General features: G+C 42.9%; 17 protein-coding genes and 3 pseudogenes. 10 read left to right on the top strand and 10 right to left on the bottom strand.

Annotated features, from left to right (window positions below; all coding sequences use genetic code 11):
- Positions 1-7 precede the first annotated feature (7 nt).
- From AAC155_RS14480 to cpxR, 3 genes are all read right to left on the bottom strand, one after another.
- Entirely contained in the window at positions 8-1,318 is a 1,311-nt protein-coding gene (locus AAC155_RS14480; protein ID WP_113043014.1) for a nucleotide sugar dehydrogenase, read from the bottom strand.
- Between the two features lie 400 nt (positions 1,319-1,718).
- Positions 1,719-3,089, bottom strand: a complete 1,371-nt coding sequence (gene cpxA / locus AAC155_RS14475) for an envelope stress sensor histidine kinase CpxA (RefSeq protein WP_113043012.1) — start codon at positions 3,087-3,089, stop codon at positions 1,719-1,721.
- A complete protein-coding gene (gene cpxR, locus AAC155_RS14470) occupies positions 3,086-3,781 on the bottom strand; it encodes an envelope stress response regulator transcription factor CpxR (protein WP_112877772.1) in 696 nt (231 codons plus the stop codon). Before cpxR ends, cpxA begins: the two co-directional genes overlap by 4 nt.
- 157 nt (positions 3,782-3,938) lie before the next feature.
- Here cpxR and cpxP point away from each other — a divergent pair, with 157 nt between their 5' ends.
- A complete protein-coding gene (gene cpxP / locus AAC155_RS14465) occupies positions 3,939-4,433 on the top strand; it encodes a cell-envelope stress modulator CpxP (protein ID WP_113043010.1) in 495 nt (164 codons plus the stop codon).
- Between the two features lie 219 nt (positions 4,434-4,652).
- Here the strand turns inward: cpxP and AAC155_RS14460 are convergent.
- From AAC155_RS14460 to AAC155_RS14445, 4 genes and pseudogenes are all read right to left on the bottom strand, one after another.
- Positions 4,653-4,867, bottom strand: a pseudogene (locus AAC155_RS14460) (site-specific integrase); the annotation flags it as partial.
- 193 nt (positions 4,868-5,060) lie between these two features.
- Positions 5,061-5,345, bottom strand: a complete 285-nt coding sequence (locus tag AAC155_RS14455; protein ID WP_113043008.1) for a type II toxin-antitoxin system RelE/ParE family toxin — start codon at positions 5,343-5,345, stop codon at positions 5,061-5,063.
- Entirely contained in the window at positions 5,338-5,580 is a 243-nt protein-coding gene (locus tag AAC155_RS14450; protein WP_113043006.1) for a type II toxin-antitoxin system ParD family antitoxin, read from the bottom strand. The genes AAC155_RS14455 and AAC155_RS14450 overlap by 8 nt, the downstream gene beginning before the upstream one ends.
- Before the next feature lie 205 nt (positions 5,581-5,785).
- Positions 5,786-6,028 (bottom strand): annotated as a pseudogene (locus tag AAC155_RS14445) (transposase); the annotation flags it as partial.
- A 27-nt stretch (positions 6,029-6,055) separates the two neighbouring features.
- On the opposite strand from AAC155_RS14445, the gene AAC155_RS14440 reads away from it, so the two are divergent.
- The 7 genes and pseudogenes from AAC155_RS14440 to AAC155_RS14410 all read left to right on the top strand — a co-directional run bounded on the left by AAC155_RS14440 (position 6,056) and on the right by AAC155_RS14410 (position 12,279).
- Positions 6,056-6,334, top strand: coding sequence for a damage-inducible protein J (locus AAC155_RS14440; RefSeq protein ID WP_113043004.1), 279 nt, complete (start codon positions 6,056-6,058; stop codon positions 6,332-6,334).
- A gap of 1 nt (position 6,335) precedes the next feature.
- Positions 6,336-6,641, top strand: a complete 306-nt coding sequence (locus AAC155_RS14435; RefSeq protein ID WP_113043002.1) for a type II toxin-antitoxin system RelE/ParE family toxin — start codon at positions 6,336-6,338, stop codon at positions 6,639-6,641.
- A 1,156-nt stretch (positions 6,642-7,797) separates the two neighbouring features.
- Positions 7,798-8,400: a lysophospholipid acyltransferase family protein gene (locus AAC155_RS14430; protein ID WP_113043072.1), complete on the top strand. Its 603-nt coding sequence runs from the start codon at positions 7,798-7,800 to the stop codon at positions 8,398-8,400.
- Entirely contained in the window at positions 8,397-9,341 is a 945-nt protein-coding gene (locus AAC155_RS14425) for a phosphatidate cytidylyltransferase (protein ID WP_191214902.1), read from the top strand. The genes AAC155_RS14430 and AAC155_RS14425 overlap by 4 nt, the downstream gene beginning before the upstream one ends.
- Before the next feature lie 178 nt (positions 9,342-9,519).
- Positions 9,520-9,675 (top strand): annotated as a pseudogene (locus AAC155_RS14420) (plasmid stabilization protein); the annotation flags it as partial.
- A gap of 465 nt (positions 9,676-10,140) precedes the next feature.
- Positions 10,141-11,112 carry a 6-phosphofructokinase gene (pfkA, locus tag AAC155_RS14415; protein ID WP_113042999.1) on the top strand — a complete coding sequence of 324 codons (972 nt, stop codon included), beginning with the start codon at positions 10,141-10,143 and terminating at the stop codon, positions 11,110-11,112.
- A gap of 171 nt (positions 11,113-11,283) precedes the next feature.
- Positions 11,284-12,279 (top strand): sulfate ABC transporter substrate-binding protein, encoded by a 996-nt coding sequence (locus AAC155_RS14410; RefSeq protein ID WP_113042998.1) that lies wholly within the window; start codon positions 11,284-11,286, stop codon positions 12,277-12,279.
- A 52-nt stretch (positions 12,280-12,331) separates the two neighbouring features.
- On the opposite strand, the gene tpiA is transcribed toward AAC155_RS14410, so the two are convergent.
- Entirely contained in the window at positions 12,332-13,099 is a 768-nt protein-coding gene (gene tpiA / locus AAC155_RS14405; protein ID WP_113042996.1) for a triose-phosphate isomerase, read from the bottom strand.
- 134 nt (positions 13,100-13,233) lie between these two features.
- Complete coding sequence (locus AAC155_RS14400; protein ID WP_387491436.1) at positions 13,234-13,836, bottom strand: YiiQ family protein; 603 nt, start codon at positions 13,834-13,836, stop codon at positions 13,234-13,236.
- Between the two features lie 67 nt (positions 13,837-13,903).
- On the opposite strand from AAC155_RS14400, the gene AAC155_RS14395 reads away from it, so the two are divergent.
- Complete coding sequence (locus AAC155_RS14395) at positions 13,904-14,338, top strand: DUF805 domain-containing protein (protein WP_112878960.1); 435 nt, start codon at positions 13,904-13,906, stop codon at positions 14,336-14,338.
- A 2-nt stretch (positions 14,339-14,340) separates the two neighbouring features.
- Here the strand turns inward: AAC155_RS14395 and fpr are convergent, their stop codons facing one another.
- The gene (fpr, locus tag AAC155_RS14390; RefSeq protein ID WP_113042993.1) at positions 14,341-15,087 is read right to left on the bottom strand and encodes a ferredoxin--NADP(+) reductase; all 747 of its coding nucleotides are present in this window, start codon (positions 15,085-15,087) and stop codon (positions 14,341-14,343) included.
- Positions 15,088-15,298: 211 nt separating this feature from the next.
- Between fpr and AAC155_RS14385 the strand changes: the two genes are divergently transcribed.
- Positions 15,299-15,508 (top strand): hypothetical protein, encoded by a 210-nt coding sequence (locus AAC155_RS14385; protein ID WP_146748101.1) that lies wholly within the window; start codon positions 15,299-15,301, stop codon positions 15,506-15,508.
- Positions 15,509-15,529 lie beyond the last annotated feature (21 nt).

The following is a 15,529-nucleotide window of genomic DNA, read 5'->3' as shown; positions in this document are numbered from 1 at the left end:
TCCTAAGTTAAGCTTTGATAATGTTTGTGTGATTGGGAGAGTATTTACCACGAGTATCGACGACTAATTTGGCGTGATTGATAATTAATTCATAATCAAATTTATCGTGATCGGTGGCTAAAATAACGCAGTCGAAGGTTTTGAGACTATTTTCAGTCACAGGGTGGCTGATTAAATTAAAATGGTGTTCCCGCATTTTCGGAAAGATCGGGACATGTGGATCTGAATATTCGATATTTGCGCCCAGTTCGCTTAATTTTTCCATAATATGAACTGAGGGGCTTTCTCGCATATCATCCACATTCTTTTTATAGGCGATGCCGAGGATTAATATGCGGCTGCCATTAATGGATTTATTCGCTTTATTCAGCGCTAATACGGTTTTGGTGACCACATAATCGGGCATGGAGGAATTGACTTCGCCGGAGAGTTCAATAAAGCGGGTATTAATACCATATTCTCGGGCTTTCCAGGTTAAATAGAAGGGATCAATGGGAATACAGTGGCCGCCTAATCCGGGGCCGGGATAATAGGGAACAAAGCCGAAAGGTTTGGTTGCCGCGGCTCTAATCACTTCGTGGATATCAATCCCCATTTTATCGGCAACCAGTTTCATTTCGTTAACTAAGCCGATATTGACCGCCCGATGAATATTCTCCAGCAGTTTTGTCATCTCCGCCGCTTTAGTTGAACTGACGGGAACAACCTGGTCAATGGCGTGTTGATACACGGCGATACCGGCTTTTAAGCAGTTTTCCGTGTGGCCGCCGATGACTTTAGGAATGGTGCGGGTTTCGAAATCAGGGTTACCGGGGTCTTCGCGTTCGGGTGAATAGACCAGAAAGATATCTTCACCCACTTTTAATCCATTTTCTTCAACCCGGGGGAGTAACTCTTCTTCGGTGGTGCCCGGATAAGTAGTACTTTCTAACGAGAGGACTTGCCCGGTTCTTAAATACGGTTTTACCCTATCTGTGGTGTTAATCACGAAACTAATATCGGGTTCACGGTATTTATTTAACGGCGTTGGGACGCAAAGAATAATGGCATCACATTGAGCGATGTTGGTGAAATCCGTGGTGGCTTCAAAACCGGTCTTTATCGCGTGACTGATTTTGGCGGAGGGAATATGTTCAATGTAACTTTGGCCTTGATTGAGTTTATCTGTTTTTTCTTTATCGATATCGAAACCAATCACTTTAAAACCAATATCGTTATACCTGAGCATGAGCGGTAAGCCAACATAACCCAGGCCAACAATGGCAATGGTGGCGGTTTTATTATCAAATTTCTCGGTGAGAATGTTGAGTGAGGACATATTTTGCCTTTTAAGATGATGACTTAAAAATGAAATTGTGAAAATAAATTACATTTTGTTTTTAATAGGATGCTATCTATTTCCATAAGTTTTATTTGGCAGGTGAAAGTTTAACAAGTTTTTTAAATAGGTTGTGTAAGATATATTATTGAAATAATAAATAAGGTAATAACAAAGCTACCGCACTAGGTTATTGGCTCCCAGAACTCCATAGAACGTTATAATTTTATCTACTGTTTTGATTTTTTAATGCTTTTGTCTGCCGTAATAGAAAAGCAATTAAATATAATTTTTTTTAATGAATAGTGGGGGAGGTTAAACCGTCAGACTCATCGGGTCAAGCATAAATAAAATTTATTTATTTAATAAATTTGTAGAATAAGCTTAGCAGAAATCTGTATTACCGGCCATGAAGTGGTAGCCAAATAACCAAGCGTAAGCCGCCGAGTAGGCTGTCCTCAGCACGAACCCAACCACGGTGTTGGTTAATAGCGGTTTCAACAATGGCTAAGCCAAGGCCAGTGCCACCGGATTCTCGATCGCGGGCTTCGTCTGTACGGTAGAAAGGGCGGAATATGTGTTCGCGGTCTTCCGGGTTGACGCCCGGGCCGTCATCATCAACGGTAATGGTGATCCCTTGATTATCGGCGTGAAATACGACCGCAATATGGTGGTGGGAGTAGCGTAAGGCATTACGCACGATATTTTCAAAAGCACTGCCAAGTGCTAATGGGTTGCAGTAAATTGCCCAGGAACTCGGTGGTAAGGTTGCTTCAAGGGTTTTATCCATCTGTTCAGCTTCGAAGCGGGCATTGTCAAGAATATCGTTCCATAAATCTGTCATTTTGATGTTTTCTCTCAACAGTTCATTTTTATGCTGACTGCGGGAGAGGACTAACAGATCGTTAATCATGCTGTCTAGCCGTTGGGCTTCTGTCTCTATTCTTTCCAATTCTTTATTTTCACCATGACGGCGGCGAAGTAATGCTGTTGCAAGTTGTAAGCGGGTGAGAGGCGTGCGTAGTTCATGGGAGATATCGGAAATTAACCGTTGTTGTGCGGTGACCATTCTTTCCAATACACTGATCATCTGGTTGAAGCTGTTACCGGCGGCCAGAAATTCTTGTGGGCCGGCTTCCAGTTCTGGATGCTGGCGTAAATTACCTTTAGCAACATCGTCTGCGGCATTTTTTAATTTACGGGCAGGTTTAGCCAAACTCCATGCCAGCCATAATAGGAGTGGCGCACTGATTAACATGGTGGCAGTTAATAATAATAGTGGCCGGTCAAACATCAAATTAATAAAATCCGATTGTGGGCTATTCGCGGGACGAACTAAATAAAGTTGATAATGATCTTCTCCATCTCGAATGGAAAAGGGCCCTAGCATTTCAGAGCGGCCATATTTTTTCTTTTTAGGATGATCAGCGTTATCTGATTGTCCAATAAAGTTACGGACAACTTGCATTTCACTTCTTTGTGCGCCAATAACGCGCCCTTCGCTGGTGACCAGTATTAGGCGCTGACTTGGGGGGGCCCATTTTTCAATCGCGCGAAATAAACGGCGCCACCAAAGTAAATCGTTAGCGGGATCTTGAGCTAATTCAGCTTCGATATGTTGTTCCAGCATGACTCCCTGCCGGTATTCATTTTCCAGCAGAGAGGTCAGTTGTCTGGAATCCAGTTTCGGCACCATTAATACCAACATTAGGACTAACGCCAGAGTAAACCAGAAAATTGCGAAGATGCGTGCCGTCAAACTGTTTATCATGTCGCAGAAACCATTAAATATCCTCGGCCACGTAAGGTCTTAAACCAGGGGAGTCCATCTTCCCGCTCAGGCAATTTACGGCGTAGGTTAGAGATATGCATATCAATTGCGCGGTCAAATGGCGTGAGCCGTTTACCTAATACTTCCTGACTCAAATGTTCACGGGAGACAACTTGACCTAAATGTTGAGCTAATAGATAGAGCAAAGTAAATTCGGTACCGGTTAAATCGAGAATTTGATTAGCAAAGTTGGCTTCCTGTCGGCCAGGGTTCAATTGTAGATTGTCGACCTGAAGCGTGGGTGGGCCATTGTCGGTTTGCTGTTGTTCACTCCAGTTTGAGCGGCGAAGAATAGCACGTATACGTGCCACTAGCTCACGATCATTAAATGGTTTGGCAAGATAGTCATCTGCCCCTAATTCTAGTCCCAGAACACGATCCAAATCACTTCCTCGCGCTGTCAGCATAATGACTGGAGTTTGATGGTGTAGACGAAGCTCCTTTAATGTCGTAATGCCATTTTTACGCGGCATCATAATATCGAGTAGTAATAAGTCGATAGAATCGTCAAGGAATTTTAATGCCTGCTCTCCGTCATGAGCGACAACAACGTTAAATCCTTCCATTTCAAGTAATTCTTTTAATAGTGATGTCAGTTCACGGTCATCATCAACTAATAGGATTTTATGCATTGATTACTTCCTCCAAGAGCAAAAATACGATAACAAACTTTGCTATTCCACGACTTTACGTTCTTTTACAAGCCTTTGACGCTAGTTTGCAGCCACGTAGGTATAGTTGTCCACATTGGACCTAATAGCATCGTTCGGGGAAACGAGGAATTGTTTAATGCGTAACATAGCAGCGTTAGTTTTAGCGTCAATATTTGTTCTTAGCTCGGCTGCATCTTTAGCTGGAACAGCAAGTACAATGCACGCTGCTACGGTACCTGGTCATTGTGCACCTTGTGAGTATAAAAATGTAGGAAGTTATCATTATCGTAATAATAACGATATTGGTGATAACGACCATATGTTTAGCGGTATCACTTTAACTGAGCAACAGCGTCAACAGATGCGTGATTTGGTAGGGCAGAAACATCAACCGCGCTCATCGATGTCAATGAGTCCGACAGAGCGAGAAGAGATGCGTAAGCTGGTCACTGCGAAGGAGTTTGATGGAGTGGCAGTAAAGGCTCTGATTGAAAGGATGGTCAGATGTAATGTGGAACACCAGGTTGAAATGGCACGAATCCATCACCAGATGTACCAGCTGTTGACACCTGAGCAACAAGCACAATTGGAACAACATTATCGGCAGCGTATGTCTCAGTTACCGAACTGATTTGTAGTACCCATAGAAGCAAAGTAGTAGCAAACGAGAATTTTTCCTTGCCATAGACACCATCCCTGTCTTTCAGGCCCTTTTTAGGGCCTTTTTTTTCAGTCACTTACAACGTATTTCTTTGTAAAACAACAACATAAAAAAGTATAAAGGGGTTGGAATGTATACAAAAGTTTTTGAGTGTGGACGCTTGTTGGACGTTCGCCACACTCTCTAGCTTTATTCTACTTCTATCCCACCCTTAAGAGGGTTTAATGTAATGGCATGTTGCAAATAGTCCGGGGCAAGGTGGGCATAGACCATTGTTTGGATTATGCTGGCGTGCCCTTTGGTAAGTCGGGCTTTACTACATGTAAGATCTTGCAGAAATTTATGTAGTCAACATTGAACAGCTTGCTTGGGGAATTTCCCATGAGGGCTTTGTTAAAAATTTCTCCCGCAAAGGGCTTATAACTCCTCATTAACCCGGTCTAATCCCCCGCCAGGGCGTTATTTTCACTTCTCCTGCAATAAAATGCTTGTTCTCCAGAAATAAAAACAACAAAGCATTGCGATTAGCAATGGCAGCTCGCAGGACGAGATAGCTACGCTGGCTTGATGCACAGCACAACGTAGCCCCCCGCCCGCTTAAAGAAGATAACGGGGGTGATTCATCTGTTGATGAAGGATACGCGCAATCAGAATATCGGTATCCCGGATAGTATAGAAAACCGTGTGGCGGTGAAACTCAACCCGCATGACACCTGGGACAGATGAGCATTCCCTCCCTATATGTGGCATTTCAGCTAGCGTGTCAAAAAATGCTTCCAGTGCCTCCGTATAGTGGTCAGCCTGAGCTTCACCGAACTGCAAAAGTGTATAATCATAAATCCCAGCAAAATCTTCAGCAGCCTGATCCGTGAGCTTATACATTATGTCTGCGTTTCCGTTGTTCCGCTATATCCCGTAGGGTCAGCGAGCTTTCCCCACTTTCCAAGCCAGCAATAACCGCCTTGCGTACAATCTCATCGTAAGCTTCTTGTTGCTCCAGCAAACGCAGCGCCGAACGCATAACTTCACTGGCATTTCCATAACGGCCACTTTCAATCATATTCTGTACGAACCTGTCAAGCTGTTCGCCCATACTGACAGTAGTAATTTTTCTCATATCTCACCAATGTATTAATAGTTAATACATCAAGTGTACGGCAAATCAGGCCGCATTACCAACGTTCTGAAGCCCCGAAAAAATCGGGGCTCAGACCGCTGACAAACCTCGTTGAAAATAACGGGGTTTGTTTGTTTCTAATGTCTCCATTTTCCTCATTAACCCGGTCTAATCCCCCGCCAGGGCGTTATTTTCATTTCTCGTGCAACTCACGAAAACGGGTATAACGGTGTCCGTGATGTTGCTTCGCATCCGCAAAACCGCGCTCTATCGCCTCCTTTCGTCGTTTGTAGATCTTTTTTCCCCATAGGGTTAATCGGTTTTCTCTGGCCTGCTCTTTACTGGCCTCCCAGATATGGCGGGTTATCATTTTTTTGTTTTCTTTGAAAACAACATTGTTGTTATAGGCTATTGTGCTAGTATGACAACACAAATGACAACACGCTTTGAGGCAATAGTGAACGAAGGAGGGTGAATGGAGACGATTCATTTTCGTATTGATGAAGAAACCAAACGCTTAGCCATGCAAGCTGCCAAACGCCATCAGACAGACTTAACAAAGTTAATGAGACAAAAAGCCGAAGAGTTGGCGAATGAAGAACGTGAGTATCAAAAAAATACCCATGCTCACTGGTTAGAAGCGGAAATTGAGAAAGCAATTGACCGATGTGAAAACGGCTTGGCTCATTTTATCGATGATTCTGAAAGTCATCGTCGGATGGCTCTACTGCGTAATAAGCTGAGCAGGGGATAAAGTGATACGTATTTCATGGGAAGAAACCGCCCAAACTGACCGGGAGCAAATTTATCTCTATTTCTTTGAACAGGCTGGGCTGTTATTGGCTGATAAAGTTGATACAAAATTTTCGGAAATGGCTGAACTTCTGAAAGTTAGCCCATATGCAGGCATAAAGGCTCGTAACGGCCCAGATGAACGTTATAGAAAACTCGTTGTCCCTCATTTTCCTTTCATCATGTTCTACCGTTACGATGAGGATATAGAAAATATAAAAATTCTCAGAATATTGCACACCTCCAGAAGAATAACCGGGCTTTTTTAAGTAAAAAACTTTGAGGTGAATCTCAAAAATATTCCAGCCAGATAACTGGGAGCATTTCTTTGTCTGACAGTAAACTGAATTATAAAAAAGCTCCTCGGCATGCGAAGGGCTTTTTTATATATCGATGTGGTCACGGTGTGGACATTTTTGTTTTTAAATCCTTTTATTACATAGTATTGCGTTGTAAAAATGAACGCCATCTTCGTTTTCCCGCTTCCCACCGGCAGGTTTTTTTATTGTTGTTATTCTAACCAATCCTGTTTATCTTATTTCATTTAACTTAAGTAGATTTGATTGTTCATTTGTGCTCAAAAAGGGAAAAGGTATGTCTGGTAACGAGGTAAAAGATCGGCGTCCGATCAAGACACGCAATGCAGTGTGGGCCAGTAAGATGGCTAAATGGTTGCAATATAAAGGGGCGACACCAAATGGCATATCTGTTGCCAGCGTTGTTTTTGCTGTATTAGCTGGCGTGTGTTTTGCCGTATGTTTTTTAGTCGAGTCTTCTTGGTTGACTTCAGTTTTATTGATTATTGGTGCCTTGCTTATTCAAGGCCGACTAATGTGTAATTTATTGGATGGCATGGTTGCTGTTGAGGGGGGATTGAAGACGGCTACCGGTACTGTTTTTAATGATCTTCCTGATCGTATTGCTGATTCTTTTATTCTGATTGGGGTAGGGTATGGTTTAACGCTTTTTCCATTTGCGATTTCTCTTGGCTGTATTGCTGCATTATTAGCTGTTTTGACCGCTTATATTCGTTTGTTAGGTGGGACTTGTGGTTTATCTCAGCGTTTCCTCGGTCCGATGGCGAAACAGCATCGGATGGCATTAATTACCGTTAGTTCAATTGTTGCCGCTTTTTTACCTCAGTTATGGAGCCAGTATCTTTTATTGGCGGTATTAGTCGTTATCACATTGGGTTGTCTTTGGACATGTGTTCGGCGAACCAGAGTCATATTGAATGAATTACAAGAGAAGGATGCTTGTAATGAATATACCCGTCATCTTTCAAGTTGCCTCTTTGTTGGCTGCACTCGCTCACCCCGGTCACATAGTTACCTATGCTCCCGGGGATTCACTCCCTTGCCGTCGCGATCCATCTTGAAATCCATAGGGTATAAACCACAAGAAGTGACATTGGTAAGTAAAGGTATGGGTTCGTTTCTGTCTGGGCTTTGCCGTTTATTAACAGGAGTGAGAATTCGTTGGATTGGGTGTAAGCCATCGGTAGTTTCCCGAATTTATTATGCTAATCATAGCAGTCATCTGGATGGATTAGTTATTTGGGCTGGATTTCCTCGGGTGTTACGTTCTCGGGTGCATCCAGTTGCTGCACGTGATTATTGGAGTAAAACTTATCTGCGCAGATATTTTATTAATAAAGTTTTTCGGGCTGTGCTTATTGATCGTAAAGGAGAGGATTGTTTAAAGGGAAATACCCTGACACCCATGGAGGATGTATTAAAACGAGGGGAATCTTTAATTTTGTTCCCGGAGGGAACGCGAGGGAGTGGGGAACAAATCAATAAGTTTAAAGGGGGGCTATATTATTTAGCGAAGAAATATCCTGATATTGAGCTTATTCCAGTTTATCTGGAAAATTTAAACAGGGTTTTGCCAAAAGGCTCGGCACTTGTTGTTCCTGTTATTTGCTCGGCAACATTTGGACAACCTTTGGAAAAGTTAGGTGCAAAAGAGGAAAAAGCTGACTTTTTACAGAGAGCTCGTCAGGCATTGGAGGCGTTAATATTATGACTATGCTTAATAATAAACTACTCCTGTTGTTGGGAGGTATGTTCGTGCCGTTAATTATTGCCAGTATTGTTGGTGCAATACTTTCCTCCAAATATTCAAGGGATAACAGTAATGCGACAATCGATAATCTGAATGCCCGCATCCGTGGCTGGTGGGGGATGTGTATTATTTGTGTGTTGTCGGTGATTATTGGGCCAATCGGTTCGGTGTTATTATTTGCGAGTATGTCATTTTTCGCTTTGCGGGAATTTTTCACTTTGACACCAACACGACGAAGTGACCATGAGGCCATGTTCTGGTGTTTCTTTATTTTCATGCCATTGCAATACGTTGCCGTTGGTATTGAGTGGTATGGCGTGTTTTCTATTTTCATTCCTGTTTATGTTTTCCTGTTTTTACCTGCTCGTATTGCATTGGCTGGAGATACAACGAACTTTCTGGAACGGACAGCCAAAATACAGTGGGGTATGTTAGTTGCTGTATTTTGTATTAGCCATGCCCCCGCTTTATTGATGTTAGATATTCCAGGTTATGAGGGGGAGAATGTCGAGTTATTGTTGTTTTTAATGATTGTGGTGCAGATGTCAGATGTCTTGCAATATGTGTTTGGTAAATTATTTGGCAAACATCCTATTGTGCCTAAATTGAGTCCAAATAAAACAGTTGAAGGTTTTGTTGGTGGCATTTTGGTTTCAGTGTTATTAGGAATGTCACTTTATTGGGTAACGCCATTTTCTCCGTGGGAGGCAGGTTTGATGTCATTAGCGATTACGCTGATGGGCTTTATTGGTGGCTTGTGTATGTCGGCGATAAAACGTGATAGTGGCATTAAAGATTTCGGTGAAATGATTGAAGGTCATGGCGGCATGTTAGATAGGATCGATTCGTTGTGTTTTGCCGCCCCAGTCTTTTTCCATCTGACACGTTATTTTTATACATAAAGATTAAATAAAAGATCATTTTGTAGTGCTCTTATACCGAATGAACTTCAAGATGCTTGAGTTGTCAGATATAAAAACATTTAAATTCAACAACATAATCGTTTTTCAAACATGCACTTTGAAGTATCTTGAGTATAAATGATCTAGTGTTGAATTATATAATTGTATGAGGTGGTGTATGGCATATCAAATCTTAACAAACACAGCGGCGAGTATTACCGATCTGAAACGTAACCCTATGGGAACATATTTACAGGGAAAAGGTGAGGCTATCGTAATCCTAAACCGAAATGAACCAGCGTTTTATTGTGTGCCGCCTGAATTATTCGCTTACTATCCCCTCATGTGCCGTCAGCAAGACTAAGTGGTCGAGTTAACCGGTGCGGTCTTCTGGCTACCACTTGGTTTATGAGGTGAACGACAATGAGATTATCTTGCTCGTCATTGCTATTGGTAAACGGGCCGGAGATTTGGTTTATAAATTGTCGCTCAAGACAGTTGTCCAGTGCGAGCGGGGATATAAGGATAGGATTTCTCGGAGGTTGGTTGATGACCTTAAGAGCTATAGGAGCATAATTAAATGGTTTTTTAGCCAACTTGATCTCAAAAAGGGACTTATTGTTAATGCAGACTTGGTTTTTTACCGTATTATATGAAAAGTTGAATCAATTCAGCTTGATTGTTTCAGTACGCCGGGTGGTAGCAGGTTAAAAAGGCAGATTTCTCAGGCAAAGTGATCGCATACGGAGTCCGCCGTTAGCGGGTTTGCAATTATTACATCTACAAGTCAGAGGTCGTCATGAGCAATGAGATCAAAAGAATCGGTGTCTTAACGAGTGGCGGTGATGCGCCGGGTATGAATGCAGCTATTCGTGGTGTGGTTCGTGCGGGATTAACCGAAGGGTTGGAAGTTTTCGGTATTTATGATGGCTATCTTGGCTTGTATGAAAACCGCATGAAGAAACTTGACCGTTTTAGTGTGTCCGACATGATTAACCGTGGTGGTACTTTTCTAGGCTCAGCCCGTTTCCCAGAGTTCAGGGATGAGAAGGTTCGTACTGTCGCTATTGAGAACATGAGAAAAAACGGTCTTGATGCTCTGGTCGTTATCGGCGGTGACGGTTCCTATCTTGGTGCGAAAAAACTGACAGAAGCGGGTTTCCCCTGCATTGGTCTACCGGGCACTATTGATAATGATGTGGCGGGTACCGACTATACCATCGGCTATTTCACGGCGCTGGAAACTGTGGTTGAAGCGATTGACCGTCTGCGTGATACCTCGACTTCCCACAAACGTATTTCCATTGTTGAAGTCATGGGACGTTATTGTGGTGATCTCACTTTGTCAGCCGCTATTGCAGGTGGTTGTGAGTTTATTGTTCTACCGGAAGTCTCATTTAGTTGTGATGAGCTCGTAGCGGAAATTAAAGCGGGTATCGATAAAGGCAAACGCCATGCCATCGTTGCAATTACCGAACATGTTTGTGATGTTTATGAACTTGCGAGACATATCGAAAAAGAGACGCATCATGAAACCCGTGCCACAGTCTTAGGCCATGTTCAGCGTGGTGGTTCCCCGGTTGCCTATGATCGTATTCTGGCTTCCCGTATGGGGGCATATTCCATTCAATTGCTGTTGGAAGGTTATGGTGGTCGTTGTGTTGGTATTCAAAACGAGAAACTTGTTCATCATGACATCATTGATGCAGTGCAAAATATGAAACGTGTGTTTAAACAGGATTGGTTGGAAACCGCGAAAAAGTTGTATTGATCACGTCAATACCGGCAAATCTAAATCCGTTGCAGCCTCGTTGGAGGCTGTAATTTATCTTTAGATATTCCTTTCACATATAAATAAATGCTTTTAATTATTTCTGAGTGATAACGCTTTCTGTCAGCCTTGAATTTCATAACAGTTAAAACAGCTTGTGGAGAGATTCAAATGAAAGTCAGATGGCGTGTGGCATTGGCGTTACTATTGATTACCAATAGCAGCGTCTGGGCAAAAGATCTTCAACTTCTTAATGTTTCCTATGATCCAACCCGTGAGTTATATCAGCAGTATAATCAGGCTTTTAGCGATTATTGGCAACAGAAGACAGGGGATAAAGTGATAATCCGGCAATCTCATGGTGGTTCGGGTAAACAGGCAACTTCTGTTATCAACGGCCTTGAGGCGGATGTGGTGACACTGGCTTTGGCCTATGATGTGGATGCCATTGCGGAACGTGGCCGGATAGCGAAAGCATGGATTAAGCGTTTGCCAGAGAATTCTGCCCCCTATACTTCAACCATTGTTTTTTTAGTGCGGAAAGGTAATCCAAAGCAAATTAAAGACTGGTCAGATTTAGTTCGTCCAGGAGTATCTGTTGTGACACCTAATCCAAAAACATCGGGCGGTGCACGCTGGAATTATTTGGCTGCATGGGGTTATGGGTTGATTCATAACAATCAGGAACAGGACAAAGCGAAAGCGTTTGTTAAAGCCCTTTACCAGAATGTTGAAGTGCTCGATTCTGGCGCAAGAGGAGCGACCAGTACTTTTGTCGAGCGTGGAATCGGTGATGTATTAATTGCCTGGGAGAATGAGGCATTATTAGCGATTAATGTGCTTGATAAAGATAAATTCGAAATTGTGACACCTAGTCTGTCAATTCTGGCTGAGCCGACGGTTTCTGTTGTTGATAAGGTTGTTGATAAACGTCATAGCCGTGAGCTAGCAACAGAATATCTGCAATACCTTTACTCGCCAGTTGGGCAGGAGATAGCGGCTAAAAACTATTATCGACCACGTGATAAAGCGGTTGCTGATAAGTACCGCTCCTCTTTTCCTGCGTTGGAATTATTTACTGTCGATAAGATATTCGGCGGTTGGGGTGAAGCTCAAAAAGTGCATTTTGCGACTGGCGGTGTGTTTGATGAGATTATTCAGCGATAAAAATGAGTAACCGCCGTAGGTGTACGGCGGTCAATTATCGTTGAAATATGAATTAGGCTTTTTTCGCAGTGGCTGCGGCTTTTACGATAACAGCGAAAGCATTCGCTTTTAGAGATGCACCGCCAACTAATGCACCGTCAATGTCTGGTTGAGCGAATAGTTCAGCGGCATTATCTGCGTTCACAGAGCCACCGTACTGGATAATGACTTGTTGTGCGATTGCTGTATCTTTCTGCGCAATATGATCACGGATGAATTTATGCACAGCCTGAGCTTGTGCCGGTGTTGCTGATTTGCCTGTACCAATTGCCCAAACAGGTTCGTAAGCAATGACCGCATTTTGGAATGCTTCTACTCCCAATATGTTCAGAACCGCATCAATTTGCCTTGCACATACGCTTTCAGTTTGGCCGGCTTCATTTTCCTGTTCAGTTTCGCCGATGCACAAAACAGGGATTAGACCTTGTTGTTTAAGAATGGAAAATTTTTTCACAATGAATTCATCACTTTCTTGGTGGTAAGTACGGCGTTCAGAGTGGCCGATAATAATGTATTCTGCGCCAATGTCTTTCAACATTGTGGCGGAAGTTTCACCGGTAAATGCACCAGACAGGTTAACGTCAACGTCCTGTGCACCTAGAGCAATGCGGCTGCCAGCCAGTGCTTGTTTAGCCTGAGAGAGATAAAGCGCTGGTGGCGCGATAGCGACGTCACAGCCGGTAACACTGCTTAATTCTTGACGCAGGCCAGTGATGAGTTCGTTAACCATATGGGTGCTGCCATTCAATTTCCAGTTACCCATAACTAATGGATGTCGCATGTTTTTTCCTCCAACCAGAGAATGTTTAAGTAGTGAGTTGAATGAAATTCATTCTTAAGATCGATTCGGTAGATCGGCGCTCCACAGTATAGTGATCATTGCCGACAATAGCTTTTTTTTATTGCTAAATTTGATTAGTTATCGGGTTCAAATAACCATAGCTTAATCGGTTCAATAGCGAAAGTAAGCGTTTTTTCGCTACTATTTACCACAATATAGCGAATAGCGCCGATGTTGTGGCTGTAAAATGGCGATTTTTTGCTGTTTATGAGTAAGTTATCAATATTCTCTTTGCTTTGTTCCTGTGAAAGCGTTGGGTTAAAGTGGCGCATTAGGGCGATCATGTACTGCTCTGCCAGCATTTGGTTTTGCTGAGTTTCAGCGGTATTTTCTGATGGTAGTAATGTCAGTTGCAGGCTTTTGATTTTTTCGCTTCCTCGCTCAAGTACGGCGGAAGAATAGAGTTTTTCATTGATTTTACTGGCAGCTCGTGTCAGTGGCGGATAAATGTTTTTACTTATGATTACCCGATACTCGCGTAGTGGCAATGTCGGGTTGTGGCGATTATATTTTTCGCGAAATCGCGGGATAGTTTCATCGAAAGAGGGGGCATTCGGCAGAAGATAGGTCGCTTGTACTGTGGGTTCTGTGGTTGTGGATTTATCAGCATGGGCTACCAATGGCAAACCGACGCTGTTTGCCGCTAATATTATGGCTAGAAATTTATTAACGTCCATTTTCATGTTGCCGCTCGCTTAGGTTAAACTGCGCAGAGAAACAGAATACACGATTGGAAAAGAATAGATGACATTACAACAATGGGGTTTTTCATTCAAAGGACGAATTGGGCGGTGTGAATTCTGGATTGGCATTGGTGTTTGCTTGGCTTTGATGTTTGTTATCTTGACTATTCAGGGAATGAATTCTTTGACCATGCACTATGCTGTTTTTGCACTTGTCTTGGTGATGTATCCCGTAGCGGCAATGATGGTTAAGCGTCTGCATGATCGAAATAAGCGGGGAGGCTGGTCGCTGCTTTTATTACTGGCAGGGCTGTTGATTGCTGTTGACTGGGGTGGCATGGCACCGTTCTGGCAATGGGGGATTGGCCGTTTTATCCCCACATTGATCATTGTAATGATGGTGCTTGATTGCGGTGTATTCCGTGGTACGGATGGGCCAAACCGGTTTGGTGAGGCGACAGAGAAAGTGGATTTTATTTCTGTCAAAGATGATTGAAACTACCAATATTGCTCACTGGTGATATGCCCCGGTTTGCGGCGTAAGTGTTTTGTCATTCCACGCCGCTCTTTTAGCAGTTGCTGGGTATCTTTCACCATTTGAGGGTTACCGCATAACATAATATGGCTGTTGTCACTGTTCATCGTAAGTCCGGCAGCGGACTCAAGTTCGCCGTTCTCGATCAATGCTGGGATACGACCAGTCAATGAGCCGGGGTTTTGTTCACGACTGACGATAGTCTGAATTCGTAACTTGCCATTGAGACGTTCAACTAATTGCTGCATTAAGGGCAGATAGCTTAAATCTTGTGTTAGTCTGACTGCATGCACCAATACGATGTTCTTGAATCTATCCAGATGATCTCCTTGCTGGAGGATTGACAGATAAGGGCCAATGGCAGTCCCTGTTGAAAGCATCCATAATGTTTCACAATCAGGTATTTCATCAAGAATAAAAAAGCCTGCGGCTTGTTCTGTTACTAAGAGATCATCACCCGGTTGCAGAGCTGCTAACCGTGGGCTGAGTTTGCCTTCTGGAACCGTGACTAAGTAGAATTCAAGATTATTATCTATCGGGGCATTAACATAAGAGTAGGCCCGTTGCACCCGTTCATCATCTATTTCCATCGCCAGTTTTGCAAACTGACCCGCAGTAAATTCTTCAACCGGTGCATGTATCCTGATGCTGAATAAGGTATTCGTCCAGTGAATAACTTGTGTAACTTTTCCTGTAACCCAGTTTGCCATTGGAATTTATCTCCTATCCCGAAAGAAATCTCCGAACAGTTTGTTTTTACGTCGCTATTTTAGTCCTATAGGGATAAATACCATTATCGATTCTGTGTCATAGAAAAATTAACCATAATTTTATTAATATTTGGTTTATATGTGCATATTTGTTGTCATATATGGCGTAATTGACTGCAATTTTTTCTGAAAATAAAATTATGCACTACTTTTGTCTTTGGTGCAGGAATATGTTCTTTACGTCAGTTTTGATCTTGCTTTGTTGGTTACCATTGGCACATATACCCTATGGATTTCAAGATGCATCGCGACGGCAAGGGAGCGAATCCCCGGGAGCATAGGTAACTATGAGACCGGGGTGAGTGAGTGCAGCCAACAAAGAGGCAACTTGAAAGATAACGGGTATAGAATGCAACGCTAGGGATATGTCGTTTAATCATAT

The sequence above is a fragment of the Photorhabdus sp. HUG-39 genome (genome assembly GCF_963878365.1).
Classification (GTDB): Bacteria; Pseudomonadota; Gammaproteobacteria; order Enterobacterales; family Enterobacteriaceae; genus Photorhabdus; species Photorhabdus kayaii.
This window is presented reverse-complemented; position numbering and strand designations above follow the sequence as displayed.

Bases quoted from the DNA above. Each gene is read 5' to 3' on its own strand.
- AAC155_RS14480 (WP_113043014.1), bottom strand. From the start codon at position 1,318: ATGTCCTCACTCAACATTCTCACCGAGAAATTTGATAATAAAACCGCC.
- cpxA (WP_113043012.1), bottom strand. From the start codon at position 3,089: ATGATAAACAGTTTGACGGCACGCATCTTCGCAATTTTCTGGTTTACT.
- cpxR (WP_112877772.1), bottom strand. From the start codon at position 3,781: ATGCATAAAATCCTATTAGTTGATGATGACCGTGAACTGACATCACTA.
- cpxP (WP_113043010.1), top strand. From the start codon at position 3,939: ATGCGTAACATAGCAGCGTTAGTTTTAGCGTCAATATTTGTTCTTAGC.
- AAC155_RS14455 (WP_113043008.1), bottom strand. From the start codon at position 5,345: ATGTATAAGCTCACGGATCAGGCTGCTGAAGATTTTGCTGGGATTTAT.
- AAC155_RS14450 (WP_113043006.1), bottom strand. From the start codon at position 5,580: ATGAGAAAAATTACTACTGTCAGTATGGGCGAACAGCTTGACAGGTTC.
- AAC155_RS14440 (WP_113043004.1), top strand. From the start codon at position 6,056: ATGGAGACGATTCATTTTCGTATTGATGAAGAAACCAAACGCTTAGCC.
- AAC155_RS14430 (WP_113043072.1), top strand. From the start codon at position 7,798: ATGGGTTCGTTTCTGTCTGGGCTTTGCCGTTTATTAACAGGAGTGAGA.
- AAC155_RS14425 (WP_191214902.1), top strand. From the start codon at position 8,397: ATGACTATGCTTAATAATAAACTACTCCTGTTGTTGGGAGGTATGTTC.
- pfkA (WP_113042999.1), top strand. From the start codon at position 10,141: ATGAGCAATGAGATCAAAAGAATCGGTGTCTTAACGAGTGGCGGTGAT.
- AAC155_RS14410 (WP_113042998.1), top strand. From the start codon at position 11,284: ATGAAAGTCAGATGGCGTGTGGCATTGGCGTTACTATTGATTACCAAT.
- tpiA (WP_113042996.1), bottom strand. From the start codon at position 13,099: ATGCGACATCCATTAGTTATGGGTAACTGGAAATTGAATGGCAGCACC.
- AAC155_RS14400 (WP_387491436.1), bottom strand. From the start codon at position 13,836: ATGGACGTTAATAAATTTCTAGCCATAATATTAGCGGCAAACAGCGTC.
- AAC155_RS14395 (WP_112878960.1), top strand. From the start codon at position 13,904: ATGACATTACAACAATGGGGTTTTTCATTCAAAGGACGAATTGGGCGG.
- fpr (WP_113042993.1), bottom strand. From the start codon at position 15,087: ATGGCAAACTGGGTTACAGGAAAAGTTACACAAGTTATTCACTGGACG.